Here is a 23,534-nt window from a genome sequence, read left to right as displayed (position 1 = left end):
GCACCCGAGCGGGAGCAAGCTCCCTCGCCACAAAGAACTACAGCGCCAGCTGGCGGCGGAGTTCGGCCAGCACAGGCGCCGTGTCCGGCCGCACACCGCGCCACAGGAAGAACGCTTCCGCCGCTTGTTCAGCGAGCATCCCCAGGCCGTCCATCGACACCGCCGCACCGTGTTCACTGGCCCAGCGGCAGAACGAGGTCGGCTCCTTGCCGTACATCATGTCGTAGCACACCGTTTTGCCCGGTTCGATCAGGCTGCTGGCAATTGGCGGCACATCACCGGACAAGCTCGCCGATGTGGCGTTGATGATCAGGTCCACCGATTCCTGCAGCCAGTCAAAACCACTGGCCGACACCGGCCCCAGGTCCGAGAACAATTCCGCCAGCAACTCGGCTTTCTCCACCGTGCGGTTGGCGATGATCACCGACGCCGGCTGCTCAGCCAGCAACGGCTCCAGCGCACCACGCACCGCGCCGCCAGCACCGAGCAGCAGGATGCGTTTGCCCTTGAGGTTGAAACCGGCATTGACCGTCAGGTCCCGCACCAGCCCGGCGCCGTCGGTGTTGTCACCGAGCAGACTGCCGTCAGCGAGTTTGCTCAGGGTGTTCACCGCGCCGGCCCGCTGCGCGCGTTCCGTCAAACTGTCGGCCAGGCGATAGGCCTCTTCCTTGAACGGCACCGTCACATTCGCCCCGCGACCTTCGAGGAAAAACGTCTTGGCGAAGTCGGAAAAGTCATCGAGCGGCGCCAGCGAGGTGCTGTAGTCCAGTTGCTGAGCAGTCTGCTCGGCAAACAAACGGTGGATCAGCGGCGACTTGCTGTGGCCAATCGGGTTACCGAATACGACGTAACGGTCCATCAGAACTCCTCGTTCAGGCCTCGGCCAACCAATCTCGGTCTTGCAGGAAATATTCGGTCAGGCGGGCTTCTTCGCTGCCCGGCTCGGCTTTCCAGTCATAGCTCCAGCGTACTTGCGGGGGCAGGGACATGAGGATCGACTCGGTACGCCCGCCCGATTGCAGGCCGAACAGCGTGCCGCGGTCGTATACCAGGTTGAACTCGACGTAACGGCCACGGCGGAATTCCTGGAACTCACGCTGTTTGGCGGTGAACACATCATGCTTGCGGCGCTGCACGATCGGCAGGTAGGCGTCGATGTAGGCATCACCGATGGCGCGCATGAAGGCGAAGCTGGTGTCGAAGTCCCACTCGTTCAAGTCATCGAAGAACAGGCCGCCGATGCCCCGCGGCTCGTGACGATGCTTGATGTGGAAGTAGCTGTCGCACCAGGCCTTGTAACGCGGATAGACGTCCGGACCGAACGGCGCACAGGCCTGTTCGGCGACGCGGTGCCAGTGCACGCAGTCTTCTTCATTGCCGTAATAAGGGGTCAGGTCGAAACCGCCGCCAAACCACCAGACCGGTTCTTCGCCTTCTTTTTCAGCGATGAAAAAGCGCACGTTGGCGTGGGAAGTCGGTACATGCGGGTTGTGCGGGTGAATCACCAGTGACACGCCCAGGGCTTCGAAGCCACGACCGGCCAATTCAGGTCGATGGGCGCTGGCGGACGGTGGGAGACCGCTGCCGAAGACGTGGGAAAAGTTGACGCCACCCTTTTCGATCACGGAGCCGTTTTCGATCACTCGCGTGCGACCGCCACCGCCGGCGGGCCGGGTCCAGGCGTCTTCGACGAATTGCGTGCCACCGTCTTCAGCTTCCAGGGCAGCGCAAATGCGATCTTGCAGGTCGAGCAGGTAGGCTTTTACGGCCTCGGTGCGGGTCGTCATGTCATCACCTTGAATCGGGCAAAGCTACGCGGCGCTCCATTGGAGCAGGGGGCCGGCGCAAATGGGCGCGTAGCATAACATCGCAGATGGGCCTGCCGCAGTTGACGAGGATCAAGCTTAGGAGTCCGATAGGGAGCTTCGCAAATGACCTAAGGAGAGTTCTGATGGCAAAGCGTATCCAGCTCCGCGCCCATGGCGGCCCCGAAGTGCTCGAGTATGTCGATTACCAACCCGCCGAGCCCGGGCCGCAGCAGGTTCGCGTGACCAACAAGGCCATCGGCCTGAACTTCATCGACACCTATTACCGCAGTGGCCTCTATCCGCTACCCGCCCTGCCATCGGGCCTGGGGTCGGAAGGTGCGGGCGTTGTCGAGGCAGTCGGCAGCGAAGTGACCCGGTTCAAGGTTGGCGACCGCGTGGCTTACGGCAGCGGCCCGTTGGGCGCCTACAGCGACGTTCATGTTTTGCCGGAGGCCAATCTGGTGCACTTGCCGGACGCGATCAGTTTCGAGCAGGCCGCCGGGGTGATGCTCAAGGGCCTCACCGTGCAATACCTGCTGCGTCAGACGTATGAACTCAAGGGTGGCGAAACCATCCTGTTCCATGCCGCTGCAGGCGGTGTCGGCTCCCTGGCCTGCCAATGGGCCAGGGCCTTGGGCGTGAAGTTGATTGGCACAGTCAGCTCACCGGAGAAAGCCGCGCTAGCCAAGGCCAACGGCGCGTGGGCGACCATCGACTACAGCCACGAAAACGTCGCACAACGGGTGCTGGAATTGACTGACGGCAAGAAAGTCCCGGTGGTGTACGACGGCGTCGGCAAGGACACCTGGCTGACGTCGCTCGACAGCGTGGCACCAAGGGGCCTGGTGGTGAGCTTTGGCAACGCTTCCGGAGCGGTGGATGGGGTGAACCTGGGGATTTTGGCAGCGAAGGGTTCGTTGTACGTGACCCGGCCGACACTCGCGACTTACGCCAATAACGCGCAAAACCTGCAGCGCATGGCGGATGAGCTGTTCGAGATGATCATCAGCGGCAAGCTGACGGTGGACATCAGCCAGAAATACCCGCTGGCTGAAGCGGCGAAGGCGCAGACCGAGTTGTCGGCGCGGCGGACCACTGGCTCGACTGTTTTGTTGCCGTAACAACGAACTGTGGCGAGGGAGCTTGCTCCCGCTGGGCCGCGAAGCGGCCCCCCATATCCTTAAAAGAACGGGACTGCTGCGCAGTCCAGCGGGAGCAAGCTCCCTCGCCACAGGTTACTGCGGGATTAATCCGGGCGAATGACGTTCCCGGTCGCCACATCGCGAATCACGCTCGGATTCTTGCGCCCACCCAGGTTCCCGCCCAACACGTAATCCACCTGCCCACGGAAATACTGCTCGACGCGAATCCGCGTGCGCGCCGCCGGCCGGCCCTGCGGGTTGGCCGACGTTGAAACCAACGGCCCGACCACCGCGCACAAATCCCGCACCAACGGATGATCGCTGACCCGCAGCGCCACGGTTTCATGCACGCCGGTAATCCACTGTGGCAACAAATTCTGATGCGGCACCAGCCAGGTGTTCGGCCCCGGCCAGGTGCTGGCCATGCGATCCATCCACAGTTCCGGGAAGTCTTCGAACAGGAAGTCGAACTGACGAATGTTGTCTGCGACCAGAATCAGGCCCTTTTCCGCAGACCGGCCCTTGATCGCCAACAGACGATACACCGCCTCTTCGTCCCACGGATCGCAACCCAGCCCCCAGACCGCTTCGGTTGGGTAGGCAATCACTGCCCCTGCGCGAACGGCTTGTGCGGCTTGTTGCACACGCCAACTGTTGACCATGAAAAACTCTCCGGAATAAGGCTCTGCGCAGTTTACCGATCTTCCCTATAAAACCTAGCTCACCCGCGCAAACCAGCGCCCGCTTTCGCACACGGCCTGGCCATCCATTTCCAGTTCGGTCAGCGCTGCCAGCACTTTGGACAAGGCCCAGCCACTGCTGACCGACAACGCTTCGCTGGTGTGGGGCGCGGCGTGAAGCAACAGGAGCAGCGGATGCGTGGGCGTTTGCAGAGTCTCTGTGGATAACGGCAGCCGTTGCCAGCCGCGCAACACTTCGAGGATATGCTCAATGGTTTCCACCAGCATCGCGCCGTCGCGGATCAACTGGTGACAACCCTTGGCGCCCGGGTGATGGATCGACCCTGGAATCGCGTACACCTCTCGTCCTTGCTCCGCCGCCAGCCTCGCCGTGATCAATGAGCCGCTGGCGACGCTCGCTTCGACCACCAGCACGCCGAGGGATAAACCGCTGATAATCCGGTTGCGCCGAGGGAAGTTGCCAGCGCTGGGGCCGGCGTCCAGCGGGAACTCGGAAAGCACCGCGCTGCCCGACGCGATCATGGCGTCGGCCAGCCGCCGATTTCGCTGTGGATAAAACTTTTCAAGTCCCGTGCCAAGTACCCCGACCGTTCGCCCGCCCACGTCCAGGGCGGCTTGATGCGCGGCCGCATCGATGCCCAACGCCAGACCGCTGGTGATGACGAAACCGGCGCTGGCCAGGCTGCGCGAAAACGCCGCTGCGGTGTCCATGCCCGGTCGCGAAGCGCGACGACTGCCGACCATCGCCAATTGCGGTTTTTCCAGGATACCCGGATCGCCTGCCACGAATAACAACGGCGGCGCATCGCTGATTTCCGCCAACAGCGCCGGGTAATCAGGCTGGTCCCACATCAGTAAATGCTGGCCCGGACGCTCTAGCCAGGCCAATGCGTGGGCCGCGCCATCGCGCACTTCATTGGCGCGCCGGGCTTCGGCGCACCCCAGCGGCAGGCCCAGCGAACGCCAGGCGCTGGCGGGCGCGCTGATGGCTTTGGACGCCGAGCCGAAGGCTTCGAGCAATTTCTTGAAACGCGCCGGGCCGAGTTCCGGCAAGCGATGCAGACGTAAACGAGCTTCCAGTTCCGCAGGGGAAACCGGTGTGACGGCAGACAGCGACATGGATCATCCTTGATCGTTATGAGCCCCGTTCAAACGGGAATAAGCTGTGGATAACTCTGTTGGTAACTTGTGGAGCAGGCCTACGGATTTTGCACCTTGTCCATTACCGCCAGCGAGCGCGATGCGTTCAGGACCAGCCCGTAACTGAGCTTGTCGTAGGTGCGGAAAACCATCAGCAGACCGGCACGTTCATCGGGGATTTTCAGCGGCTGACCGGTAATCCGGTCGCGCACTGTTTCACCGGTTTTCATCACCACCAACACGTTGCCTTCGGCCAGGCCATCGCGTTGCCCCTTGTTCAGCGTGACCACATCCAGCGCGCCAATCTGGGTAACCCCACGCGGCACATCGATGATCAAGCCATTGATCTGGGTTTTTGGCGCACTGGGCATGAAGGTCGAGTTGATGGAGCGCTCTTCACCGCTGAACAAACGGTCGCCGAGACGCACTTCCTGAGTGGTGCGTTGCAGTGCCAAGGTAGCGACGTCGCCTTCGGTGGCCACGATCTCGCCTCCGCCGATGTCATCGGCGTTGATCCCCAGAAACTCCTTGCTCTCGGGATCGGTGTAGACCTTGCCCTGGCGGAAGATGCCGTACACCGGCTGGTTCGGGTCGAAATGGCCACGGGCGAAGATGCGGTCCCCGGTGCCGCTGAGCACGCGTTCGGCATCGCCGGCGACGATGTAAGGCGCCTTGTCGAAGTCCTCGACCTTGTCGACGATGCGGTTGCTAAGCAGAAAGCTGTTGATCGATTGCAGCGGAATGCTCGGGATCGCATCAGCCACCGGCGAACTGCGCACCCGTGGCGAGAGCTTGATGGTGCCGCGCGAAGCCCCGCGATTGAGGGTCAGACGCGGTTGGCCGTTGACATAGACCAGCGACAGCGAGTCGCCAGGGTAGATGAGATTGGGGTTTTCAATCTGTGGATTGGCTTGCCACAACTCCGGCCACTTCCACGGCTCCCGGAGGAATTTTCCCGAAATGTCCCAGAGTGTGTCACCCGCCACCACTGTGTATTGCTGTGGAAAACCTTCCTTGAGTTGCACTTGCCCGTGCGCCAAACCGGCCGAGGCCAGAAGGAGCAAGGCGAGTAGTGATTTCCTCATGCGGTGAATCCCTTTATTATGTGCGTTCGCGTGAAACGCCAGAGCCCTCGTGGCTCGCTCCTGACTCTTTGATAAAAGAAAAGGAGCTACGCTTCACAACGGTAGCCTGCATCTTCGGACCTGCCAGGCCATCGACCCGACTTTACCTCACACGTGCAGCAATTAAGCTTATGGCCATTTTAGACATCCTCGAATTTCCCGACTCGCGCCTGCGCACTATCGCCAAACCTGTGGCCGTAGTGGACGACGAAGTGCGTCAGTTGGTCGATGACATGTTTGAAACAATGTATGAAGCGCCAGGCATCGGCCTCGCCGCGACCCAGGTCAACGTGCACAAACGTATCGTCGTGATGGACCTCTCCGAAGACCGCAGCGAACCGCGGGTGTTCATCAACCCCGAGTTCGAATCGCTGACCGACGAGATGGAGCAATACCAGGAAGGCTGCCTCTCGGTGCCGGGCTTCTACGAAAACGTCGATCGCCCGCAGAAGGTCAAGGTCAAGGCCCTGGACCGCGATGGCAAGCCTTACGAACTGATCGCCGAAGGCCTGCTCGCCGTGTGCATCCAGCACGAATGCGACCACCTCAATGGCAAATTGTTCGTCGACTACCTGTCGAACCTCAAACGCGACCGAATCAAGAAGAAACTGGAAAAGCTCCATCGCCAGAACGCTTGATGCCCTTCTTTCAAAGGCTTGCTGCGGCAAGCCTTTTTCTTTTCAGAGATTGCTCCCATGACTGAGCCACTGCGCATCGTCTTTGCTGGCACCCCGGAATTCGCCGCCGAACACCTCAAGGCCCTGCTCGCCAGCCCTTACGAGATCGTCGCGGTCTACACCCAGCCGGACCGTCCGGCGGGCCGTGGGCAAAAGCTGATGCCGAGCCCGGTCAAGCAACTCGCGCTGGAAAACAACATCCCGGTGTTGCAGCCGCCGACCCTGCGCAACGAAGACGCTCAGGCTGAAATGGCCGCACTCAAGCCGGATTTGCTGGTGGTGGTCGCCTACGGCCTGATCCTGCCGCAAGCGGTGCTGGATATTCCACGCCTGGGCTGCATCAACAGCCACGCCTCGTTGCTGCCACGCTGGCGCGGTGCGGCGCCGATCCAGCGTGCCGTCGAAGCAGGCGACAGCGAAAGCGGCGTGACGGTGATGCGCATGGAACTGGGCCTGGATACCGGGCCGATGCTGCTGAAAGTCACCACGCCAATCACCGCCGAAGACACCGGCGGCAGCCTCCACGACCGCCTCGCCGAAATGGGTCCACCGGCTGTCATTCAGGCAATTGCCGGCCTCGCCGCCGGCACATTGGAAGGCGAAGTTCAGGACGACAGCCTCGCCACGTATGCTCACAAATTGAACAAGGACGAAGCACGCATCGACTGGAGCCGTCCGGCGATTGAGCTGGAACGCCTGGTCCGCGCCTTCAACCCGTGGCCGATCACCCACAGCACGCTGAACGGCGAAGCGCTGAAAGTGCTGGCCGCGAGCCTCGCCGAAGGGCAGGGCGCACCTGGGCAAATCCTCAGCGCCAGCAAGGACGGTTTGATCGTCGCTTGCGGTGAGCAAGCCCTGTGCCTGACCCGTCTGCAATTGCCCGGCGGCAAGGCGCTGAACTTCAGCGACTTGTTCAACAGCCGTCGTGAAAAATTCGCTGTCGGCACCATCCTCGGTCAAGCGGCGGACGCTCAATGAATCCACGTCTGGCCGCCGCCAAGGCACTCGCCGCTGTTCTTAACGGAAAAGCCTCGCTCAACAGTTCTCTGCCGACACAAATGGACAAGGTTGAAGACCGCGATCGCGGCTTCACTCAGGATCTGGCGTTTGGCACCGCGCGCTGGCAGCCACGTTTGTCGGCGCTGGCGGCCAAGTTGCTGCAAAAGCCTTTCAAGGCTGCGGACGCGGATGTCGAGGCGCTGTTGCTGGTCGGTCTTTATCAACTGCTCTACACCCGCGTCCCGGCCCACGCCGCCATTGGCGAAACCGTTGGTTGCGCCGACAAGCTGAAAAAGCCCTGGGCCAAGGCCTTGCTCAACGCCGTGTTGCGCCGCGCCCAACGGGAAAGCGAAGCACTGCTGGCCGAGCTGGAACACGATCCGGTGGTGCGCACCGCGCATCCGCGCTGGCTGCAAAAATCCCTCAAGGCGTTCTGGCCTGAGCAGTGGGAAGCCATCTGCACAGCGAACAACGCGCACCCGCCGATGATACTGCGGGTCAACCGCCGCCATCACACTCGCGACGCTTACCTTGGGTTGCTGACGGAGGCCGGCATCGCCGCCACGCCGTGTGTTTACAGTCAGGACGGCATCATCCTCGAAGCCGCCGCTGACGTGCGCAGCCTGCCGGGCTTCGCCGAAGGCTGGATCAGCGTGCAAGACGAGGCGGCGCAACTGGCCGCCGACCTGCTCGACCTGGCGCCGGGCCAACGGGTGCTGGACGCCTGCTGCGCACCAGGCGGCAAGACCTGCCACATCCTCGAAGCCGAGCCAAAACTGGCGGGCGTCGTGGCGGTTGATCTGGAAGCCAAGCGCCTGGTCCGCGTGCGTGAGAACCTCGCACGCCTGGGCCTGAGCGCCGAACTGATTGCCGCCGACGGCCGCGACACCACGACCTGGTGGGACGGCAAACCGTTCCAGCGCATCCTGCTGGATGCGCCATGTTCGGCCACTGGCGTGATCCGTCGTCACCCGGACATCAAGCTGACTCGCCAACCCGACGACATCGCCGCGCTCGCGGTGCTGCAAGGCGAATTGCTCGATGCCATGTGGATAACGCTGGAAGTCGGCGGGATTCTGCTCTACGCCACCTGCTCCACGCTGCCGACCGAGAACACCGAGGTCATCGAAGCCTTCCTCGCTCGCACACCGGGCGCCCGTGAGCTGGACATCGCCACGGCGGCCGGTCTCAAACAACCTCACGGTCGCCAGTTACTGGCACAGGAAGGCGGCCACGACGGGTTCTACTACGCCAAACTGATCAAGATCGCCGCCGCGCGCGGTTAACCGGATTTAAGGGAGTGACTGGATGAAAATCATCATCCTCGGCGCAGGGCAGGTCGGCGGTTCGCTGGCAGAACATCTGGCCAGCGAGGCCAACGACATCACTGTGGTCGACACCGACGGCGAGCGTCTGCGCGATCTCGGCGATCGCCTGGACATCCGAACCGTGCAGGGCCGCGGCTCGTTGCCGACCGTGCTGCGTCAGGCCGGCGCGGACGACGCCGACATGCTGGTGGCAGTGACCAACAGCGACGAAACCAACATGGTCGCCTGTCAGGTCGCCCACACCCTGTTCCACACCCCGACCAAGATCGCCCGGGTCCGCGAAGCCGCGTACCTGACGCGCTCCGAGTTGTTCGATAACGAAGCGATTCCGGTGGACGTGCTGATCAGCCCGGAACAGGTTGTGACCAATTACATCAAGCGCCTGATTCAGCATCCGGGTGCGTTGCAGGTGATCGACTTCGCCGAAGGCAAAGCGCAACTGGTGGCGGTGAAGGCGTACTACGGCGGACCGTTGGTGGGTCAGCAATTGCGCCAGTTGCGTGAACACATGCCCAACGTTGAAACCCGCGTTGCCGCGATTTTCCGCCGTGATCGGCCGATCTTGCCCCAGGGCGATACGGTGATCGAGGCTGACGACGAAGTATTTTTCATCGCCGCCAAGGCGAATATTCGTGCGGTGATGAGCGAAATGCGCCGCCTGGATGAAACCTACAAACGCATCGTCATCGCCGGTGGCGGGCAGATCGGTGAGCGCCTGGCCGAAGCGATTGAAAGCCGTTATCAGGTGAAGATCATCGAGATGAACCCGGCCCGCTGCCGCCATCTCTCAGACACCCTCGACAGCACCGTGGTGTTGCAGGGCAGTGCTTCTGATCGCGACTTACTGATGGAAGAGAACATCGCCGACGCGGATATCTTCCTCGCCCTGACCAACGATGACGAAGCCAACATCATGTCTTCGCTGCTGGCCAAGCGCCTGGGCGCGAAGAAGGTGATGACGATCATCAACAACCCGGCTTACGTGGATTTGATCCAGGGCGGCGATATCGACATTGCCATCAGCCCGCAACTGGCGACCATCGGCACACTGCTGGCCCACGTGCGACGTGGCGATATCGTCAGCGTGCACTCATTGCGCCGCGGCGCGGCGGAAGCCATCGAGGCAATTGCCCATGGTGATGAGAAGTCGAGCAAGGTGATTGGCAAGGCCATCGAGAACATCGGTTTGCCGCCGGGCACGACGATTGGCGCAATCATTCGTGATGAAGAAGTGATCATTGCCCATGACAAAACGGTGATCGCGGCGGGCGACCATGTGATTCTGTTCCTTGTGGATAAAAAGCATATTCGGGATGTGGAAAAGCTGTTCCATGTGGGGCTCAGCTTCTTCTGATCCATGATTGTGGGCGCCTGGACTGGCCTCTTCGCGGGCAAGCCCGCTCCCACAGGTTCTCGGTCGTGCAAAAATTCTGTGTTCACTGAAGATCGCTGTGGGAGCGGGCTTGCCCGCGAAAGCGATCTCATGACCACATAGGCATCACTGAATAATCTAAACAAGGAATCCACCATGCTCGAATCCCTGGAAAAAATGCTCGCCAAGGGTGTGGATAACTCATTGCTGCGATTCGGCCTGGGCAAGGGTTATCTCGATCTTGGGGAAAACGCCAAGGCCGCCGAGCATTTCCAGCGCTGCGTCGAGTTCGATCCAAAGTATTCGGCAGCCTGGAAGCTGTTAGGCAAGGCCCATCTGGCGCTGGCAGATTTCGCGGCTGCGCGTCAGGCGTGGGAGCAGGGCCTGGAAGCCGCCCGCGCCCATGGCGACAAGCAGGCAGAGAAGGAAATGACGGTGTTTCTGAAGAAGCTTGAGCGGCAGGCGCACTGATCAGAGATAGCGCAGGCCAATGCCATCGGCATCCACCAGCACCACTTCCATGCGCACCCGTGGCGCACCTGTGGGTAAGTCCTGCACCTGTCCGTAAACCACCGCGCCTTCACGCAGCGACGACAAACCCGGATGCTTGACGTAGACGCCCGTGGCCGACAGGTTACGCGTCTGGCCAAGGCATTCGCCGAAGCTATCGTGAGTGATCTTGATGCGAAAAGATTTGCGGTGTTCGGACATCTTTTGCGCCCTTGTATGAACCGTTGTGGATAACCCTGGGTTCAAGGTTATCCACAGATCATGCCAATCAACTCAATACCAACGCTCTTCGCCCGGTGGACGCTTCTTGAAGCGCTTCATGCTCCACATGTATTGGCTCGGATACGCCCGCACATAACGCTCGACCACTTGGCTCATGGCCGCGCAGGACGTTTCTGTATCGGTGCTGTACATGGCCTCTGGCGCGGCTTCGAGGATCACTTTGTAACCGGAACCGTCCGGCAGCCGCAGCGCATGCAGGAACACGCCGACCGCTTTGCCGCCGGCGAGCATGTTCGGTACGAATTTGCTGGTCAGCGCCTGGGTGGCGAAGAACGGCACGAAGATCCCGGCGGATTCGGCCGGTTCCGGGTCAGCGGGAATGCCCACTGCACCACCTTTGCGCACTTCCTTGATAACGCTGAGGATGCCTTCCTTGGTGGAAGCGGCTACGCGGTTGCCTAATTGCACGCGCTGCTTGCGCAACAAATCATCCACAGCCTTCAGTTTTGGCGGTCGGTAGAAAATAATCGGTTTGCACTGATTGCAATAGAAGTGGTTCAACACTTCCCAATTGCCCAAGTGACTGGTGATGCCGACGACACCTTTGCCGGAGGCTAGGGCGTCTTTCAATACGTCGAGACCTTCGACTTCACGCACCAGATCGATCGAACGCTGAGCCGGCCAGATCCAGGCGCAAGCGCTTTCGGTCAGGGACTTGCCGATGTCTTTCAGGCTCTGGCCGACCAGACGCTCGCGTTCAGCCGGGTCCATTTCGGGGAAGCACTTGGCGAGGTTGATCCGAACCACATCGCGGGAACGGTTGGGTGTTTTCCACATGACCCAGCCAATGGCCGAACCCACGGCTTGCACTGCCCGCCACGGGAGCAGGGCAAACAGCCGCAGAGCGCCTACCAGCAAGGCGCCTTTAAACTTATCCACAGGTCACTCCTGATCTTGTACTGTGCGCGAGGCGGCCATTCTAACCGCCGTTGGCGAGCTGAGCGTAGCGGTCGCAGTCTTGTGTGTGGTCCATGACCATGCCCGAGGCCTGCATCAGTGCGTAGCAAATGGTCGGACCGACGAACGTGAAGCCGGCCTTTTTCAGGCCTTTGCTCATCTCCACCGCGACCGGCGTAACCGCCGGCACCTCGGTGCGATCCTTGAAATGATTGATGACAGGCTTGCCGCCGACGAAGGACCAGAGGAATTCCACCGGATCCTCCAGCGCCAGCCAGGCCTGGGCGTTGCGACGGGCCGCATTGAGTTTGAGGCGATTGCGAATAATGCCCGGATCGAGCATCAATTCATCGATTTCCGCGTCGCTCATCTGCGCCACCCGCTGTACGTCGAAGCCGAACAACACCTCGCGATATCGCTCTCGTTTACGCAGCACGGTGATCCAGGAAAGGCCGGCCTGGAACCCTTCGAGCAAAAGCAACTCGAACAATCCCTGCGCATCGCGTAGCGGCGTGCCCCACTCCTGATCGTGATAAGCCATGTACAGCGGATCTTCGGAACACCAAAAGCAGCGTGGCATAAGGCTCCAGGGGGCGTGCGCAGGACCGAATCGGGTATACTCCCGCTCTTTAAATCGCAGCCCAAGAAACAGGTGAATTTCGTGAGCCAGCCTACGCCAGCCGTGCGTACCTTCCAAGACTTGATCCTCGCCCTCCAGCAATACTGGGCCGAGCAAGGTTGTGTGGTACTTCAGCCCTACGATATGGAAGTAGGCGCCGGCACTTTCCACACCGCTACATTCCTGCGCGCCATTGGCCCGGAAACCTGGAACGCCGCTTATGTGCAGCCCAGTCGTCGCCCGACTGACGGCCGCTACGGCGAAAACCCGAACCGTCTGCAGCACTACTACCAGTTCCAGGTAGTCCTGAAGCCGAACCCGGACAATTTCCAGGAACTGTACCTGGGCTCCCTCAAGCATGTCGGCCTGGACCCGCTGGTCCACGACATTCGCTTCGTCGAAGACAACTGGGAATCGCCGACACTGGGCGCCTGGGGTCTGGGCTGGGAAGTCTGGCTCAACGGCATGGAAGTGACGCAGTTCACTTACTTCCAGCAAGCGGGCGGCATCGAGTGCTACCCGGTGACCGGCGAGATCACTTACGGTCTCGAGCGTCTGGCCATGTACCTGCAAGGCGTGGACTCGGTCTACGACCTGGTCTGGGCTGACGGTCCGTTCGGCAAGGTGACCTACGGCGACGTGTTCCACCAGAACGAAGTGGAGCAGTCGACCTACAACTTCGAACACGCCAACGTCGAGAAGCTGTTCGAGCTGTTCGATTTCTACGAAAGCGAAGCCAAGCGCCTGATCGAGCTCGACCAGCCACTGCCGTTGCCAAGCTACGAAATGGTGTTGAAGGCCTCCCATACGTTCAACCTGCTGGATGCGCGCCGGGCGATTTCGGTGACTGCGCGTCAGCAATACATCCTGCGTGTGCGCACCCTGGCGCGTTCCGTTGCGCAAGCCTACCTGCTGGCCCGCGCCAAGCTGGGCTTCCCGATGGCGACCCCGGACCTGCGTGACGAAGTACTGGCCAAGCTGGAGGCTGCACAATGAGTGCTCAAGATTTTCTGGTTGAACTGGGCACCGAAGAACTGCCACCCAAAGCCCTGAACACTTTGGCCGACGCATTTCTGGCTGGTATCGACAAGGGCCTGCAAGCCGCTGGCCTGAACTACGAGACCAAAACCGTCTACGCCGCGCCACGTCGCCTGGCGGTGCTGATCACTTCGCTGGCTACTCAGCAACCTGATCGCAGCATCAACCTCGACGGCCCGCCACGTCAGGCCGCGTTCGATGCCGAAGGCAACCCGACTCAAGCAGCACTGGGTTTCGCCAAGAAGTGCGGCGTCGACCTGAGCGAAATCGATCAAAGCGGTCCGAAACTGCGTTACAGCCAAAGCATCGCCGGCAAGCCGACCGCGAGCCTGCTGCCGACCATCGTTGAAGACTCGCTGAACGACCTGCCGATCCCCAAGCGCATGCGCTGGGGTGCTCGCAAGGAAGAATTCGTTCGTCCGACCCAATGGCTGGTAATGCTGCTCGGTGACCAAGTCATCGATTGCACGATCCTCGCCCAGAAGTCCGGTCGTGATTCCCGTGGTCACCGCTTCCACCACCCGGAAAGCGTGCGTATCACTTCGCCGGCCAATTACCTGAGCGACCTGCGTGCCGCCTATGTACTGGCCGATGCCAACGAGCGTCGCGAGCTGATCAGCAAGCGCACCGAAGAACTGGCGACGATGCAGGAAGGTACTGCCATCGTTCCTCCAGCCTTGCTCGACGAAGTGACCGCGCTGGTTGAATGGCCGGTGCCGCTGGTGTGCTCGTTCGAGGAACGCTTCCTCGATGTGCCGCAAGAAGCGCTGATCACCACCATGCAGGACAACCAGAAGTACTTCTGCCTGCTGGATGCCGACGGCAAGTTGCTGCCACGTTTCATTACCGTGGCCAACATCGAAAGCAAAGACCCGCAGCAGATCATCGCCGGTAACGAGAAAGTGGTTCGCCCACGCCTGACCGACGCCGAGTTCTTCTTCAAGCAAGACAAGAAGCAGAAACTCGAAGACTTCAACCTGCGCCTGCAGAACGTGGTGTTCCAGGAAAAACTCGGCAGCGTCTACGACAAGGCCGAGCGCGTTTCCAAACTCGCCGCGTTCATCGCGCAACGCATTGGCGGCAACGCAGCCTGGGCTTCCCGTGCCGGCCTGCTGTCCAAGTGCGACTTGTCGACCGAAATGGTCGGTGAGTTCCCGGAGATGCAAGGCGTCGCCGGTTATTACTACGCCCTCAACGACGGCGAGCCGGAAGAAGTCGCACTGGCACTGAACGAGCAGTACATGCCGCGTGGTGCCGGTGCTGAACTGCCGACCACCCTGACCGGTGCGGCCGTGGCCATCGCCGACAAGCTCGACACCCTGGTCGGTATTTTCGGTATCGGCATGCTGCCAACCGGTAGCAAAGACCCGTATGCCCTGCGCCGTGCGGCACTCGGCGTATTGCGTATCCTGATCGACAAGAAGCTCGACCTCGACCTGAACGACGCCGTGGCATTCGCCGTGAATGCGTTCGGTGCCAAAGTGAAGGCTGCCGGCCTGAACGATTCGGTGCTGGAGTTCATCTTCGACCGTCTGCGTGCCCGTTACGAAGACGAAGGCGTGGATGTCGGGACTTACCTGTCGGTTCGTGCCCTGAAGCCGGGTTCGGCGCTGGACTTCGATCAGCGTGTTCAAGCGGTAGAAGCGTTCCGCAAGTTGCCGGAAGCCGCTGCCCTGGCCGCGGTGAACAAGCGCGTTTCGAACTTGCTGAGCAAGGTCGAAGGCTCTGTTCCTTCGGTTGTGGAAGCCAAGTACTTCGACAACGCCAACGAGTTCTCCCTGTACTCGGCGATCCAGCAGGCTGACCAGGCTGTGCAGCCAATGGCCGCTGCGCGTCAGTACAGCGAATCGCTGGCACGCCTGGCTGCCTTGCGCGAGCCGGTGGATGCGTTCTTCGAAGCAGTAATGGTCAACGCTGAAGACGCCAAGGTCCGCGCCAACCGTTATGCATTACTGGCGCGCCTGCGTGGGCTGTTCCTCGGCGTCGCCGACATTTCGATGCTGGGCTGAGGGGCTGCTGTTGAAACTGCTGATTCTCGATCGGGACGGGGTGATCAACTACGACTCCGACGCTTACATCAAGTCGGTGGAGGAGTGGATTCCGCTCCCCGGTTCGATCGAAGCCATCGCGCAGTTGAGCAAGGCCGGCTGGACGGTGGCGGTGGCCACCAACCAGTCGGGCATCGCTCGCGGCTATTACGACATCGCCACCCTGGACGCCATGCACGAGCGCTTGCGCGAGCGGGTGGCGGAGCAGGGCGGTGAAGTCGGGCTGATCGTTTATTGCCCGCACGGGCCAGACGACGGCTGCGATTGCCGCAAGCCAAAACCCGGGATGTTGAAAACCATCGCCGCTCATTACAACGTATCGCTGACTGATTTATGGTTCGTCGGCGACAGTCTTGGTGACCTGGAAGCCGCAAAAGCCGTCGATTCTCAGCCAGTTTTAGTTAAGACCGGGAAAGGCGAAAAGACTTTGGGCAAGACTCTACCGGTAGGCACCTTGATATTTGACGATCTGGCGGCGATTGCCGCAGAACTTATCCACAATTAGAGTGCTTCGATTGTTCCGGTTATGGATTGATCGGAAGTGCGCTTTATATAGACGGGCAGAGCCCGCACGGTAAACGTCACCATGTCGATACTGCAGGCCATCAGAACGTTCCTCTTTTATCTGTTGCTGGGCACCAGCTCTTTGCTTTGGTGCAGCCTGAGCTTTTTTATCGCGCCGTTCCTGCCCTTCAAGGCACGCTATCGCTTCATCAACGTGTACTGGTGCCGTTGCGCCTTGTGGCTGAGCAAAGTGTTCCTGGGCATCAGCTACGAAGTGAAGGGCGCCGAGAACGTGCCTGACCAGCCTTGCGTGATTCAGTCGAACCACCAGAGCACTTGGGAAACATTCTTCCTTTCCGCCTACTTCGAGCCGTTGAGCCAGGTGCTCAAGCGCTCTTTGCTGTATGTGCCGTTCTTCGGCTGGGCCATGGCCATGCTGCGACCGATCGCCATCGACCGCGACAATCCTAAAGCCGCACTCAAGCATGTGGCGAAGAAAGGCGATGAGCTGCTGAAGGATGGCGTCTGGGTGCTGATCTTCCCCGAAGGGACTCGCGTTCCTTATGGCACCATCGGCAAGTTCTCACGCGGTGGCACCGCGTTGGCGGTCAACGCCGCGCTTCCAGTGCTGCCGATTGCGCACAATGCTGGCAAGTTCTGGCCGAAAACCGGTTGGCTAAAGAAGCAAGGCGTCATCACCGTCATCATCGGCGAGCCAATGTACGCCGTGGGCACTGGGCCACGCGCCATTGCCGATCTGAATGACCGGGTACAGAGCTGGAACGAGCAGATGCAACGGGAAATGGGTTCGCTGCCAGCAGCTCCGGCAGCCCCCTCTGCCAACGATCAAGTGACTGTCTGAGATTCTGTGGATAACCTGTGTACCGTTTTATCGAAAACTAACGTTTTATGATCGTATCTTTATGATTTATATGCATATTTCTTAAACTCATAAAATTTGGGAAATGGTGCATAAGTTTTTTTTGGGCGCAAAAAAACCGGCTGATATAGCCGGTTTTTTTATGCCAGCGATTTGCGCTGTTTTTTGTTTCTGCGATTATTTTTTAAAGATGACAAAAGGCCAACGCTGAGCGTTGGCCTTTTTCGTTTGGCAGGTCCGCTGCTGGATCAGAAGTCCAGGTTGGAAACCGCCAGGGCGTTGCTTTCGATGAAGTCACGACGAGGTTCGACCGCATCACCCATCAGGGTGTTGAAGATCTGGTCTGCGCCAATCGCGTCTTCGATGGTCACTTTGAGCATCCGGCGCTGGCTTGGGTCCATGGTGGTTTCCCACAGCTGATCCGGGTTCATTTCGCCCAGACCTTTGTATCGCTGGATGGTGTGACGCTTGGTGCTTTCAGCCATCAGCCATTCAAGGGCTTCCTTGAACTCGGTGACTGGCTTCTTGCGCTCGCCACGCTGGATGTACGCACCGTCGTCCAGCAAGGTGCTCAGTTGAGCGCCCAGGGATACAACGGTTTTGTAATCGTTGCTGCCGAAGAAATCGCGGTTGAAGGTGACGTAGTTCGACAGACCGTGGGAGATCAGTTCGACCTCTGGCAGCCAGACGTTACGTTCACGGTCTTCACGCAGGCTGGCTTTGTAGACCAGGCCCGACTTCTCTACAGTGCGCAGGCGGACTTCGTACTGGGCCATCCAAGCCTGCATCGCTGCGTGATCGGACAATTGCTCCAGGCTGACAGCCGGCAGGTAGATGAAGTGCTCGGTCAGTTCCTGCGGGTACAGGCGCGACAGACGCTTGAGGGTCTTCATCACCAGACGGAAGTCATTCACCAGACGCTCAAGCGCTTCACCGGAGATACCCGGGGCTTCTTCGTTCAGGTGCAGGCTCGCATCTTCCAGGGCCGACTGCGTCATGTACTCTTCCATGGCGTCGTCGTCTTTGATGTATTGCTCTTGCTTGCCTTTCTTGACCTTGTACAGCGGCGGTTGCGCGATGTAGATGTAGCCGCGCTCGATCAGCTCCGGCAACTGACGGAAGAAGAAGGTCAGCAGCAGAGTACGAATGTGCGAACCGTCGACGTCAGCATCGGTCATGATGATGATGTTGTGATAGCGCAGCTTGTCGATGTTGTATTCGTCGCGGCCGATGCCGCAGCCCAGCGCGGTGATCAAGGTGCCCACTTCCTGGGAAGAGATCATCTTGTCGAAGCGCGCCTTCTCGACGTTCAGGATCTTGCCCTTAAGAGGCAGGATGGCCTGGGTCCGGCGGTTACGTCCCTGCTTGGCGGAGCCGCCAGCAGAGTCACCTTCCACGAGGTACAGTTCGGAGAGGGCAGGGTCTTTTTCCTGGCAGTCAGCCAGTTTGCCCGGCAGGCCGGCAATATCCAGTGCGCCTTTGCGTCGGGTCATCTCACGGGCTTTACGCGCCGCTTCACGAGCACGCGCCGCGTCGATCATCTTGCCGACGACCAGTTTGGCTTCGTTCGGGTTTTCCAGCAGGAAGTCGGAGAAGTACTTGCCCATTTCCTGTTCGACCGCGGTCTTCACTTCGGAAGACACCAGCTTGTCTTTGGTCTGGGAGCTGAACTTCGGATCCGGCACTTTCACCGAAATGATCGCGGTCAGGCCTTCACGGGCATCGTCACCGGTCGTGGCGACTTTATGCTTCTTCGCCAGACCTTCTGCTTCGATGTAGGTGTTCAGGTTACGCGTCAGTGCGGAACGGAAACCCACCAGGTGAGTACCGCCGTCGCGCTGTGGAATGTTGTTGGTGAAGCACAACAGGTTCTCGTTGAAGCTGTCGTTCCACTGCAGGGCGATTTCCACGCCGATGCCGTCTTCACGCTGGATGTTGAAGTGGAACACCTGGTTGACCGGAGTCTTGTTGGTGTTCAGGTATTCAACGAATGCACGCAGGCCGCCTTCGTACTTGAACAGCTCTTCCTTGCCGCTGCGTTCATCCTTGAGGACGATACCGACACCGGAGTTGAGGAAGGACAGTTCACGAATCCGCTTGGCCAGGATGTCCCAGCTGAAGTGGATGTTCTTGAAGGTGAGGTCGGACGGTTTGAAGTGAATCTGGGTACCGGTGGTTTCGCTTTCACCGACAATTTTCATCGGTTCTTTAGGAACACCGTGAATGTAAGTCTGTTCCCAGATCTTGCCACTGCGGCGCACCGTGAGAACAAGCTCTTCAGACAGGGCGTTGACCACCGAGACACCTACACCGTGCAAACCGCCGGATACTTTGTAGGAGTTGTCGTCGAACTTACCGCCGGCGTGCAGCACGGTCATGATGACCTCGGCTGCCGAAACGCCTTCTTCTTTGTGCACGTCTACCGGGATGCCACGGCCGTTGTCGCGAACGGTGATGGACTCATCCGGGTGGATGATGATGCTAATGTCGTCGCAATGGCCGGCGAGCGCTTCATCGATGGAGTTGTCGACTACCTCGAAGACCATGTGGTGCAGACCGCTACCATCGTCGGTGTCACCAATGTACATACCGGGACGTTTACGGACGGCATCCAGGCCTTTCAGCACCTTAATGCTCGTTGAGTCGTAGGTATTCGTATTTTCTTCGCTCAATGCCTTCACTCCCGATGGTCGTGGGTCTGGGTGATACGGCCCTGTTCCACGTGGAACAGAGCGACTGGCGTTTCCGTCTGCCAGCCTTCCCTCAATAATTCGTGATCTACACAGGTGATAAACACCTGGCAGCGTAAGTCTTCCAGCAAGCGGCAAAGCGCGCGACGGTGGTGCTCGTCCAGTTCAGACGGCAGGTCATCCACCAGATAAATACACTGGCCGCGTCGGGCCTGGCTCACCAGGTGCCCCTGGGCAATCCGCAATGCACAGACCACCAACTTCTGCTGACCACGGGACAAGATGTCCGCGGCGTTATGTGCGCCCAATCTAAGACGCAAATCAGCACGTTGTGGTCCGGCCTGGGTATGACCCATTTGCTGATCCCGCTGAAGGGACCCGGCGAGCACTGCACTCAACTCCCGGTCCTTGTCCCAACCGCGGTAATAGCTGAGCGTCAAACCCTCAAGCTCAACCAGTTCGCTCAGGGTCTGTTCAAAGACTGGTTTCAAGGCTTTGATGTAAGCGCGGCGGTATTCATCTATTTCAGCGCTGGCCTGGCACAGTTCCCTGTCCCAAACCGCTTGCGAAACGGCGTCAAGTGTACCATGCCGCAGCCAAGAGTTTCTCTGGCGCAGGGCCTTCTGCAAGCGCTGCCAAGTGGACATGAATCGCGGTTCCACGTGGAACACGCCCCAGTCGAGAAACTGTCTCCGAATCTTCGGCGCCCCCTCCAAAAGCCGGAAGCTGTCCGGGTTAATCAACTGGAGTGGCAGGATCTCTGCCAGCTGTGCCGCACTGCGGGCATTCTGGCCGTCGATGCGAATCTGGAATTCACCCTGGCGGTCGCGAGATATCCCCAAAGCGCTGTGGCCACCCTCGGCCAATTCAACTTGCCCAAACACCGTGCACGCCAATTGCTCGTACTGAATGACGGGCAACAACCGGCTGCTACGAAACGAACGGGCAAGCCCCAGCAGGTGAATGGCTTCCAGAACACTGGTTTTGCCGCTGCCGTTGGCGCCGTAAAGAATATTGATTCGGGGGGAGGGGGAGAAGGTCACCGGGTGCAGATTGCGCACCGCGGTGACCGAGACGCGACTTAAGGACATCTAGCTTCTGCTGGGCATGATTACAGACGCATCGGCATAACGACGTAGGCCGAGTCGTCGTTGTCGGACTCTTGCACCAGCGCACTGCTGTTGGAGTCGGACAGGATCAGGCGAACCTGCTCGGTGGTCATCACGCCCAGCACGTCGAGCAGATAGCTCACGTTGAAGCCGATTTCCAGATTGCCGCCGTTGTACTCAACGCCCACTTCTTCTTCAGCTTCTTCCTGCTCCGGGTTGTTTGCCTGGATCTTCAGCTGACCGTTGGCCAATTGCAGACGGATGCCGCGGTACTTCTCGTTGGACAGAATCGCGGTACGGCTGAACGCCTCACGCAGGGCCTGGCGGTCGCCGAGTACCAGCTTGTCACCACCTTTTGGCAGGACACGCTCGTAGTCCGGGAATTTGCCGTCGACCAGTTTCGAGGTGAAGGTGAATTCGCCGGTAGTCGCGCGGATATGGTGTTGGCCCAGCACGATGCTGACGATGCCGTCCGGCTCGGTCAGCAGGCGCGCTAGCTCAAGAATCCCCTTGCGCGGCACGATCACCTGATGGCGATCCGGCTGGCCTATATCGGCCTTCATCGAGCACATCGCCAGACGGTGACCATCAGTGGCCACGGCGCGGATGATGCCTTCAGAAACCTCCAGCAGCATACCGTTCAGGTAATAACGCACGTCCTGTTGGGCCATGGCGAAGCTGGTGCGTTCGATCAGACGGCGCAGTTTGCTCTGCTCCAGGCTGCACGTCAGCGAGCCAGGGCCTTCTTCAACAGTCGGGAAATCGTTGGCTGGCAGGGTCGACAGGGTGAAGCGGCTACGGCCGGCCTTCACCACAAGCTTCTGCTCATCGACCTTTATGTCGATCAGCGCGTCGTTCGGCAAGCTCTTGCAGATGTCCATCAGCTTGCGCGCAGGCACAGTGATGGAACCCGGGTCCGCGGGCTCTTCGAGTTGCACACGACCGACCAGCTCGACTTCCAGGTCGGTACCGGTCAGCGACAATTGCTGGCCTTCGACAACCAGCAGCACGTTGGAGAGCACCGGCAAGGTCTGTCGGCGCTCGACGACGCCTGCGACCAGTTGCAGGGGTTTCAACAGGGCTTCGCGTTGAATGGTGAAATGCATGGTCTAGTCCCTTGCCTTAATAAGCTGCGCTGGTGTTCATCAAGTGGTCAGTGTACGCAGCAGGTTCTTGTAGTCCTCGCGGATGTCCGCGTCGGATTCCTTAAGTTCGTTGATCTTGCGGCAGGCGTGCAAAACGGTGGTGTGGTCACGGCCACCAAACACATCGCCGATTTCCGGCAGGCTGTGGTTAGTCAACTCTTTGGACAACGCCATTGCAACCTGACGCGGACGTGCGACCGAGCGTGAACGCCGCTTGGACAGCAGATCGGAGATCTTGATCTTGTAGTACTCGGCGACCGTGCGCTGAATGTTATCCACAGAGACCAGTTTGTCTTGCAGCGCCAACAGGTCTTTCAGGGATTCGCGAATCAACTCGATGGTGATGTCGCGGCCCATGAAGTGCGAGTGGGCGATCACGCGTTTGAGCGCGCCTTCCAGCTCACGGACGTTGGAGCGAATACGCTGGGCAATGAAGAACGCCGCATCGTGTGGCAGATCGACTTTGGCCTGATCGGCCTTTTTCATCAGGATCGCTACGCGGGTTTCCAGCTCCGGCGGCTCGACGGCAACCGTCAGGCCCCAGCCAAAGCGGGATTTCAGGCGTTCTTCAAGGCCTTCGATTTCTTTCGGGTAGCGGTCACTGGTAAGAATGACCTGCTGGCCACCTTCAAGCAGGGCGTTGAAGGTATGGAAAAATTCTTCCTGGGATCGCTCTTTGCGAGCGAAGAACTGAATGTCATCGATCAACAACGCATCCACCGAACGGTAGAAGCGCTTGAACTCGTTGATCGCATTCAGTTGCAGCGCCTTGACCATGTCGGCCACGAACCGCTCCGAATGCAAGTAAACGACCTTGGCATTCGGGTTCTTCTTTAATAGGTGGTTACCCACAGCGTGCATCAAGTGGGTCTTACCCAGGCCGACGCCGCCATAAAGGAAGAGCGGGTTGTAACCGTGCTTCGGGTTATCCGCAACCTGCCAGGCAGCAGCTCGGGCCAGTTGGTTGGATTTACCCTCAACGAAGTTTTCGAAGGTGAAGGTCCGGTTCAGGTAACTGGTGTGCTTGAGCGCACCTTCAACCTGCACCGTGCGCTGCTCGGCGCGAACCGGTGCCTGTTGCGAACTGGCGCCGGCCATGGGGTCGAAGCTGTCGCGAGACGGCTCTTCATTGACCTCGGCCATTTTTTGCGTCGCACGTTTGGTCGGTGCGCTCGTCGGTACTGGTGCCGGAGCGCTGACAGGTGCTTGAGCGGATTGAGCCTGGGAAGCAGCGGCGGCCAACGGTGCATTCGGTGCCGCACGCGGTGCCGAACTGCGTTTGCTGCCTATTAATAAGGAGAGCGCAGGCGCCATGCCATTGCCATGCTCATCCAGCAGTTCAAGGACGCGGCCCAGGTACTTTTCGTTGACCCAGTCGAGAACAAAACGATTCGGTGCGTAGACACGCAACTCGTCGCCTTCGGCTTCGACCTGTAGTGGACGGATCCAAGTGTTGAATTGTTGGGCAGGCAGCTCATCGCGCAAAAGCTCCACGCACTGCTGCCAAAGTTCCACTGACAC

Annotated in this window: 22 protein-coding genes; 10 read left to right on the top strand and 12 right to left on the bottom strand. The window is 59.7% G+C overall.

Annotated features, from left to right (window positions below; translation table 11 throughout):
- Window positions 1–37: 37 nt before the first annotated feature.
- Entirely contained in the window at window positions 38–859 is an 822-nt protein-coding gene (aroE, locus tag ACA053_RS00110; RefSeq protein WP_497394300.1) for a shikimate dehydrogenase, read from the bottom strand.
- A gap of 13 nt (window positions 860–872) precedes the next feature.
- Window positions 873–1,787, bottom strand: coding sequence for an oxygen-dependent coproporphyrinogen oxidase (gene hemF / locus ACA053_RS00105; RefSeq protein ID WP_497394299.1), 915 nt, complete (start codon window positions 1,785–1,787; stop codon window positions 873–875).
- A gap of 164 nt (window positions 1,788–1,951) precedes the next feature.
- Between hemF and ACA053_RS00100 the strand changes: the two genes are divergently transcribed.
- Window positions 1,952–2,929, top strand: a complete 978-nt coding sequence (locus ACA053_RS00100; protein ID WP_497394297.1) for an NADPH:quinone reductase — start codon at window positions 1,952–1,954, stop codon at window positions 2,927–2,929.
- 125 nt (window positions 2,930–3,054) lie between these two features.
- On the opposite strand, the gene tsaC is transcribed toward ACA053_RS00100, so the two are convergent.
- From tsaC to ACA053_RS00085, 3 genes are all read right to left on the bottom strand, one after another.
- On the bottom strand, window positions 3,055–3,612 hold the full coding sequence (gene tsaC, locus ACA053_RS00095; RefSeq protein WP_109627016.1) for an L-threonylcarbamoyladenylate synthase type 1 TsaC: 558 nt from the start codon (window positions 3,610–3,612) through the stop codon (window positions 3,055–3,057).
- 54 nt (window positions 3,613–3,666) lie between these two features.
- On the bottom strand, window positions 3,667–4,770 hold the full coding sequence (dprA, locus tag ACA053_RS00090) for a DNA-processing protein DprA (RefSeq protein ID WP_497394296.1): 1,104 nt from the start codon (window positions 4,768–4,770) through the stop codon (window positions 3,667–3,669).
- Window positions 4,771–4,850: 80 nt separating this feature from the next.
- Window positions 4,851–5,876 carry a LysM peptidoglycan-binding domain-containing protein gene (locus ACA053_RS00085; protein ID WP_109627012.1) on the bottom strand — a complete coding sequence of 342 codons (1,026 nt, stop codon included), beginning with the start codon at window positions 5,874–5,876 and terminating at the stop codon, window positions 4,851–4,853.
- A 170-nt stretch (window positions 5,877–6,046) separates the two neighbouring features.
- Here ACA053_RS00085 and def point away from each other — a divergent pair, with 170 nt between their 5' ends.
- From def to ACA053_RS00060, 5 genes are all read left to right on the top strand, one after another.
- Entirely contained in the window at window positions 6,047–6,553 is a 507-nt protein-coding gene (gene def, locus ACA053_RS00080; RefSeq protein WP_109627010.1) for a peptide deformylase, read from the top strand.
- A 57-nt stretch (window positions 6,554–6,610) separates the two neighbouring features.
- Window positions 6,611–7,570 carry a methionyl-tRNA formyltransferase gene (gene fmt / locus ACA053_RS00075; RefSeq protein WP_497314717.1) on the top strand — a complete coding sequence of 320 codons (960 nt, stop codon included), beginning with the start codon at window positions 6,611–6,613 and terminating at the stop codon, window positions 7,568–7,570.
- The gene (rsmB, locus tag ACA053_RS00070) at window positions 7,567–8,877 is read left to right on the top strand and encodes a 16S rRNA (cytosine(967)-C(5))-methyltransferase RsmB (protein ID WP_497394295.1); all 1,311 of its coding nucleotides are present in this window, start codon (window positions 7,567–7,569) and stop codon (window positions 8,875–8,877) included. The genes fmt and rsmB overlap by 4 nt, the downstream gene beginning before the upstream one ends.
- A gap of 22 nt (window positions 8,878–8,899) precedes the next feature.
- A complete protein-coding gene (gene trkA / locus ACA053_RS00065; protein WP_109627004.1) occupies window positions 8,900–10,273 on the top strand; it encodes a Trk system potassium transporter TrkA in 1,374 nt (457 codons plus the stop codon).
- A gap of 174 nt (window positions 10,274–10,447) precedes the next feature.
- Window positions 10,448–10,762: a tetratricopeptide repeat protein gene (locus tag ACA053_RS00060; RefSeq protein WP_109627002.1), complete on the top strand. Its 315-nt coding sequence runs from the start codon at window positions 10,448–10,450 to the stop codon at window positions 10,760–10,762.
- On the opposite strand, the gene ACA053_RS00055 is transcribed toward ACA053_RS00060, so the two are convergent.
- The 3 genes from ACA053_RS00055 to tag all read right to left on the bottom strand — a co-directional run bounded on the left by ACA053_RS00055 (window position 10,763) and on the right by tag (window position 12,560).
- Window positions 10,763–11,002: a PilZ domain-containing protein gene (locus ACA053_RS00055; RefSeq protein WP_109627000.1), complete on the bottom strand. Its 240-nt coding sequence runs from the start codon at window positions 11,000–11,002 to the stop codon at window positions 10,763–10,765.
- 72 nt (window positions 11,003–11,074) lie between these two features.
- On the bottom strand, window positions 11,075–11,962 hold the full coding sequence (locus tag ACA053_RS00050) for a lysophospholipid acyltransferase (protein WP_010465508.1): 888 nt from the start codon (window positions 11,960–11,962) through the stop codon (window positions 11,075–11,077).
- A 40-nt stretch (window positions 11,963–12,002) separates the two neighbouring features.
- On the bottom strand, window positions 12,003–12,560 hold the full coding sequence (gene tag / locus ACA053_RS00045) for a DNA-3-methyladenine glycosylase I (protein WP_109626998.1): 558 nt from the start codon (window positions 12,558–12,560) through the stop codon (window positions 12,003–12,005).
- Window positions 12,561–12,641: 81 nt separating this feature from the next.
- Here tag and glyQ point away from each other — a divergent pair, with 81 nt between their 5' ends.
- From glyQ to ACA053_RS00025, 4 genes are all read left to right on the top strand, one after another.
- Window positions 12,642–13,595, top strand: a complete 954-nt coding sequence (gene glyQ, locus ACA053_RS00040; protein WP_003213601.1) for a glycine--tRNA ligase subunit alpha — start codon at window positions 12,642–12,644, stop codon at window positions 13,593–13,595.
- A complete protein-coding gene (glyS, locus tag ACA053_RS00035; RefSeq protein ID WP_497394294.1) occupies window positions 13,592–15,646 on the top strand; it encodes a glycine--tRNA ligase subunit beta in 2,055 nt (684 codons plus the stop codon). The genes glyQ and glyS overlap by 4 nt, the downstream gene beginning before the upstream one ends.
- Before the next feature lie 4 nt (window positions 15,647–15,650).
- Window positions 15,651–16,190, top strand: a complete 540-nt coding sequence (gmhB, locus tag ACA053_RS00030; RefSeq protein WP_178082334.1) for a D-glycero-beta-D-manno-heptose 1,7-bisphosphate 7-phosphatase — start codon at window positions 15,651–15,653, stop codon at window positions 16,188–16,190.
- Window positions 16,191–16,271: 81 nt separating this feature from the next.
- Complete coding sequence (locus ACA053_RS00025; protein ID WP_497394293.1) at window positions 16,272–17,051, top strand: lysophospholipid acyltransferase family protein; 780 nt, start codon at window positions 16,272–16,274, stop codon at window positions 17,049–17,051.
- Window positions 17,052–17,317: 266 nt separating this feature from the next.
- On the opposite strand, the gene gyrB is transcribed toward ACA053_RS00025, so the two are convergent.
- From gyrB to dnaA, 4 genes are read right to left on the bottom strand one after another with little or no spacing between them, the layout of a single operon-like run.
- Entirely contained in the window at window positions 17,318–19,741 is a 2,424-nt protein-coding gene (gene gyrB / locus ACA053_RS00020) for a DNA topoisomerase (ATP-hydrolyzing) subunit B (protein ID WP_131059042.1), read from the bottom strand.
- Between the two features lie 5 nt (window positions 19,742–19,746).
- On the bottom strand, window positions 19,747–20,850 hold the full coding sequence (gene recF, locus ACA053_RS00015) for a DNA replication/repair protein RecF (RefSeq protein WP_008007898.1): 1,104 nt from the start codon (window positions 20,848–20,850) through the stop codon (window positions 19,747–19,749).
- Window positions 20,851–20,870: 20 nt separating this feature from the next.
- Window positions 20,871–21,974 carry a DNA polymerase III subunit beta gene (gene dnaN / locus ACA053_RS00010; protein WP_008155702.1) on the bottom strand — a complete coding sequence of 368 codons (1,104 nt, stop codon included), beginning with the start codon at window positions 21,972–21,974 and terminating at the stop codon, window positions 20,871–20,873.
- 39 nt (window positions 21,975–22,013) lie between these two features.
- Entirely contained in the window at window positions 22,014–23,534 is a 1,521-nt protein-coding gene (dnaA, locus tag ACA053_RS00005; RefSeq protein WP_109626987.1) for a chromosomal replication initiator protein DnaA, read from the bottom strand.

The organism is Pseudomonas sp. LBUM1672, assembly GCF_059695655.1.
This window is presented reverse-complemented; position numbering and strand designations above follow the sequence as displayed.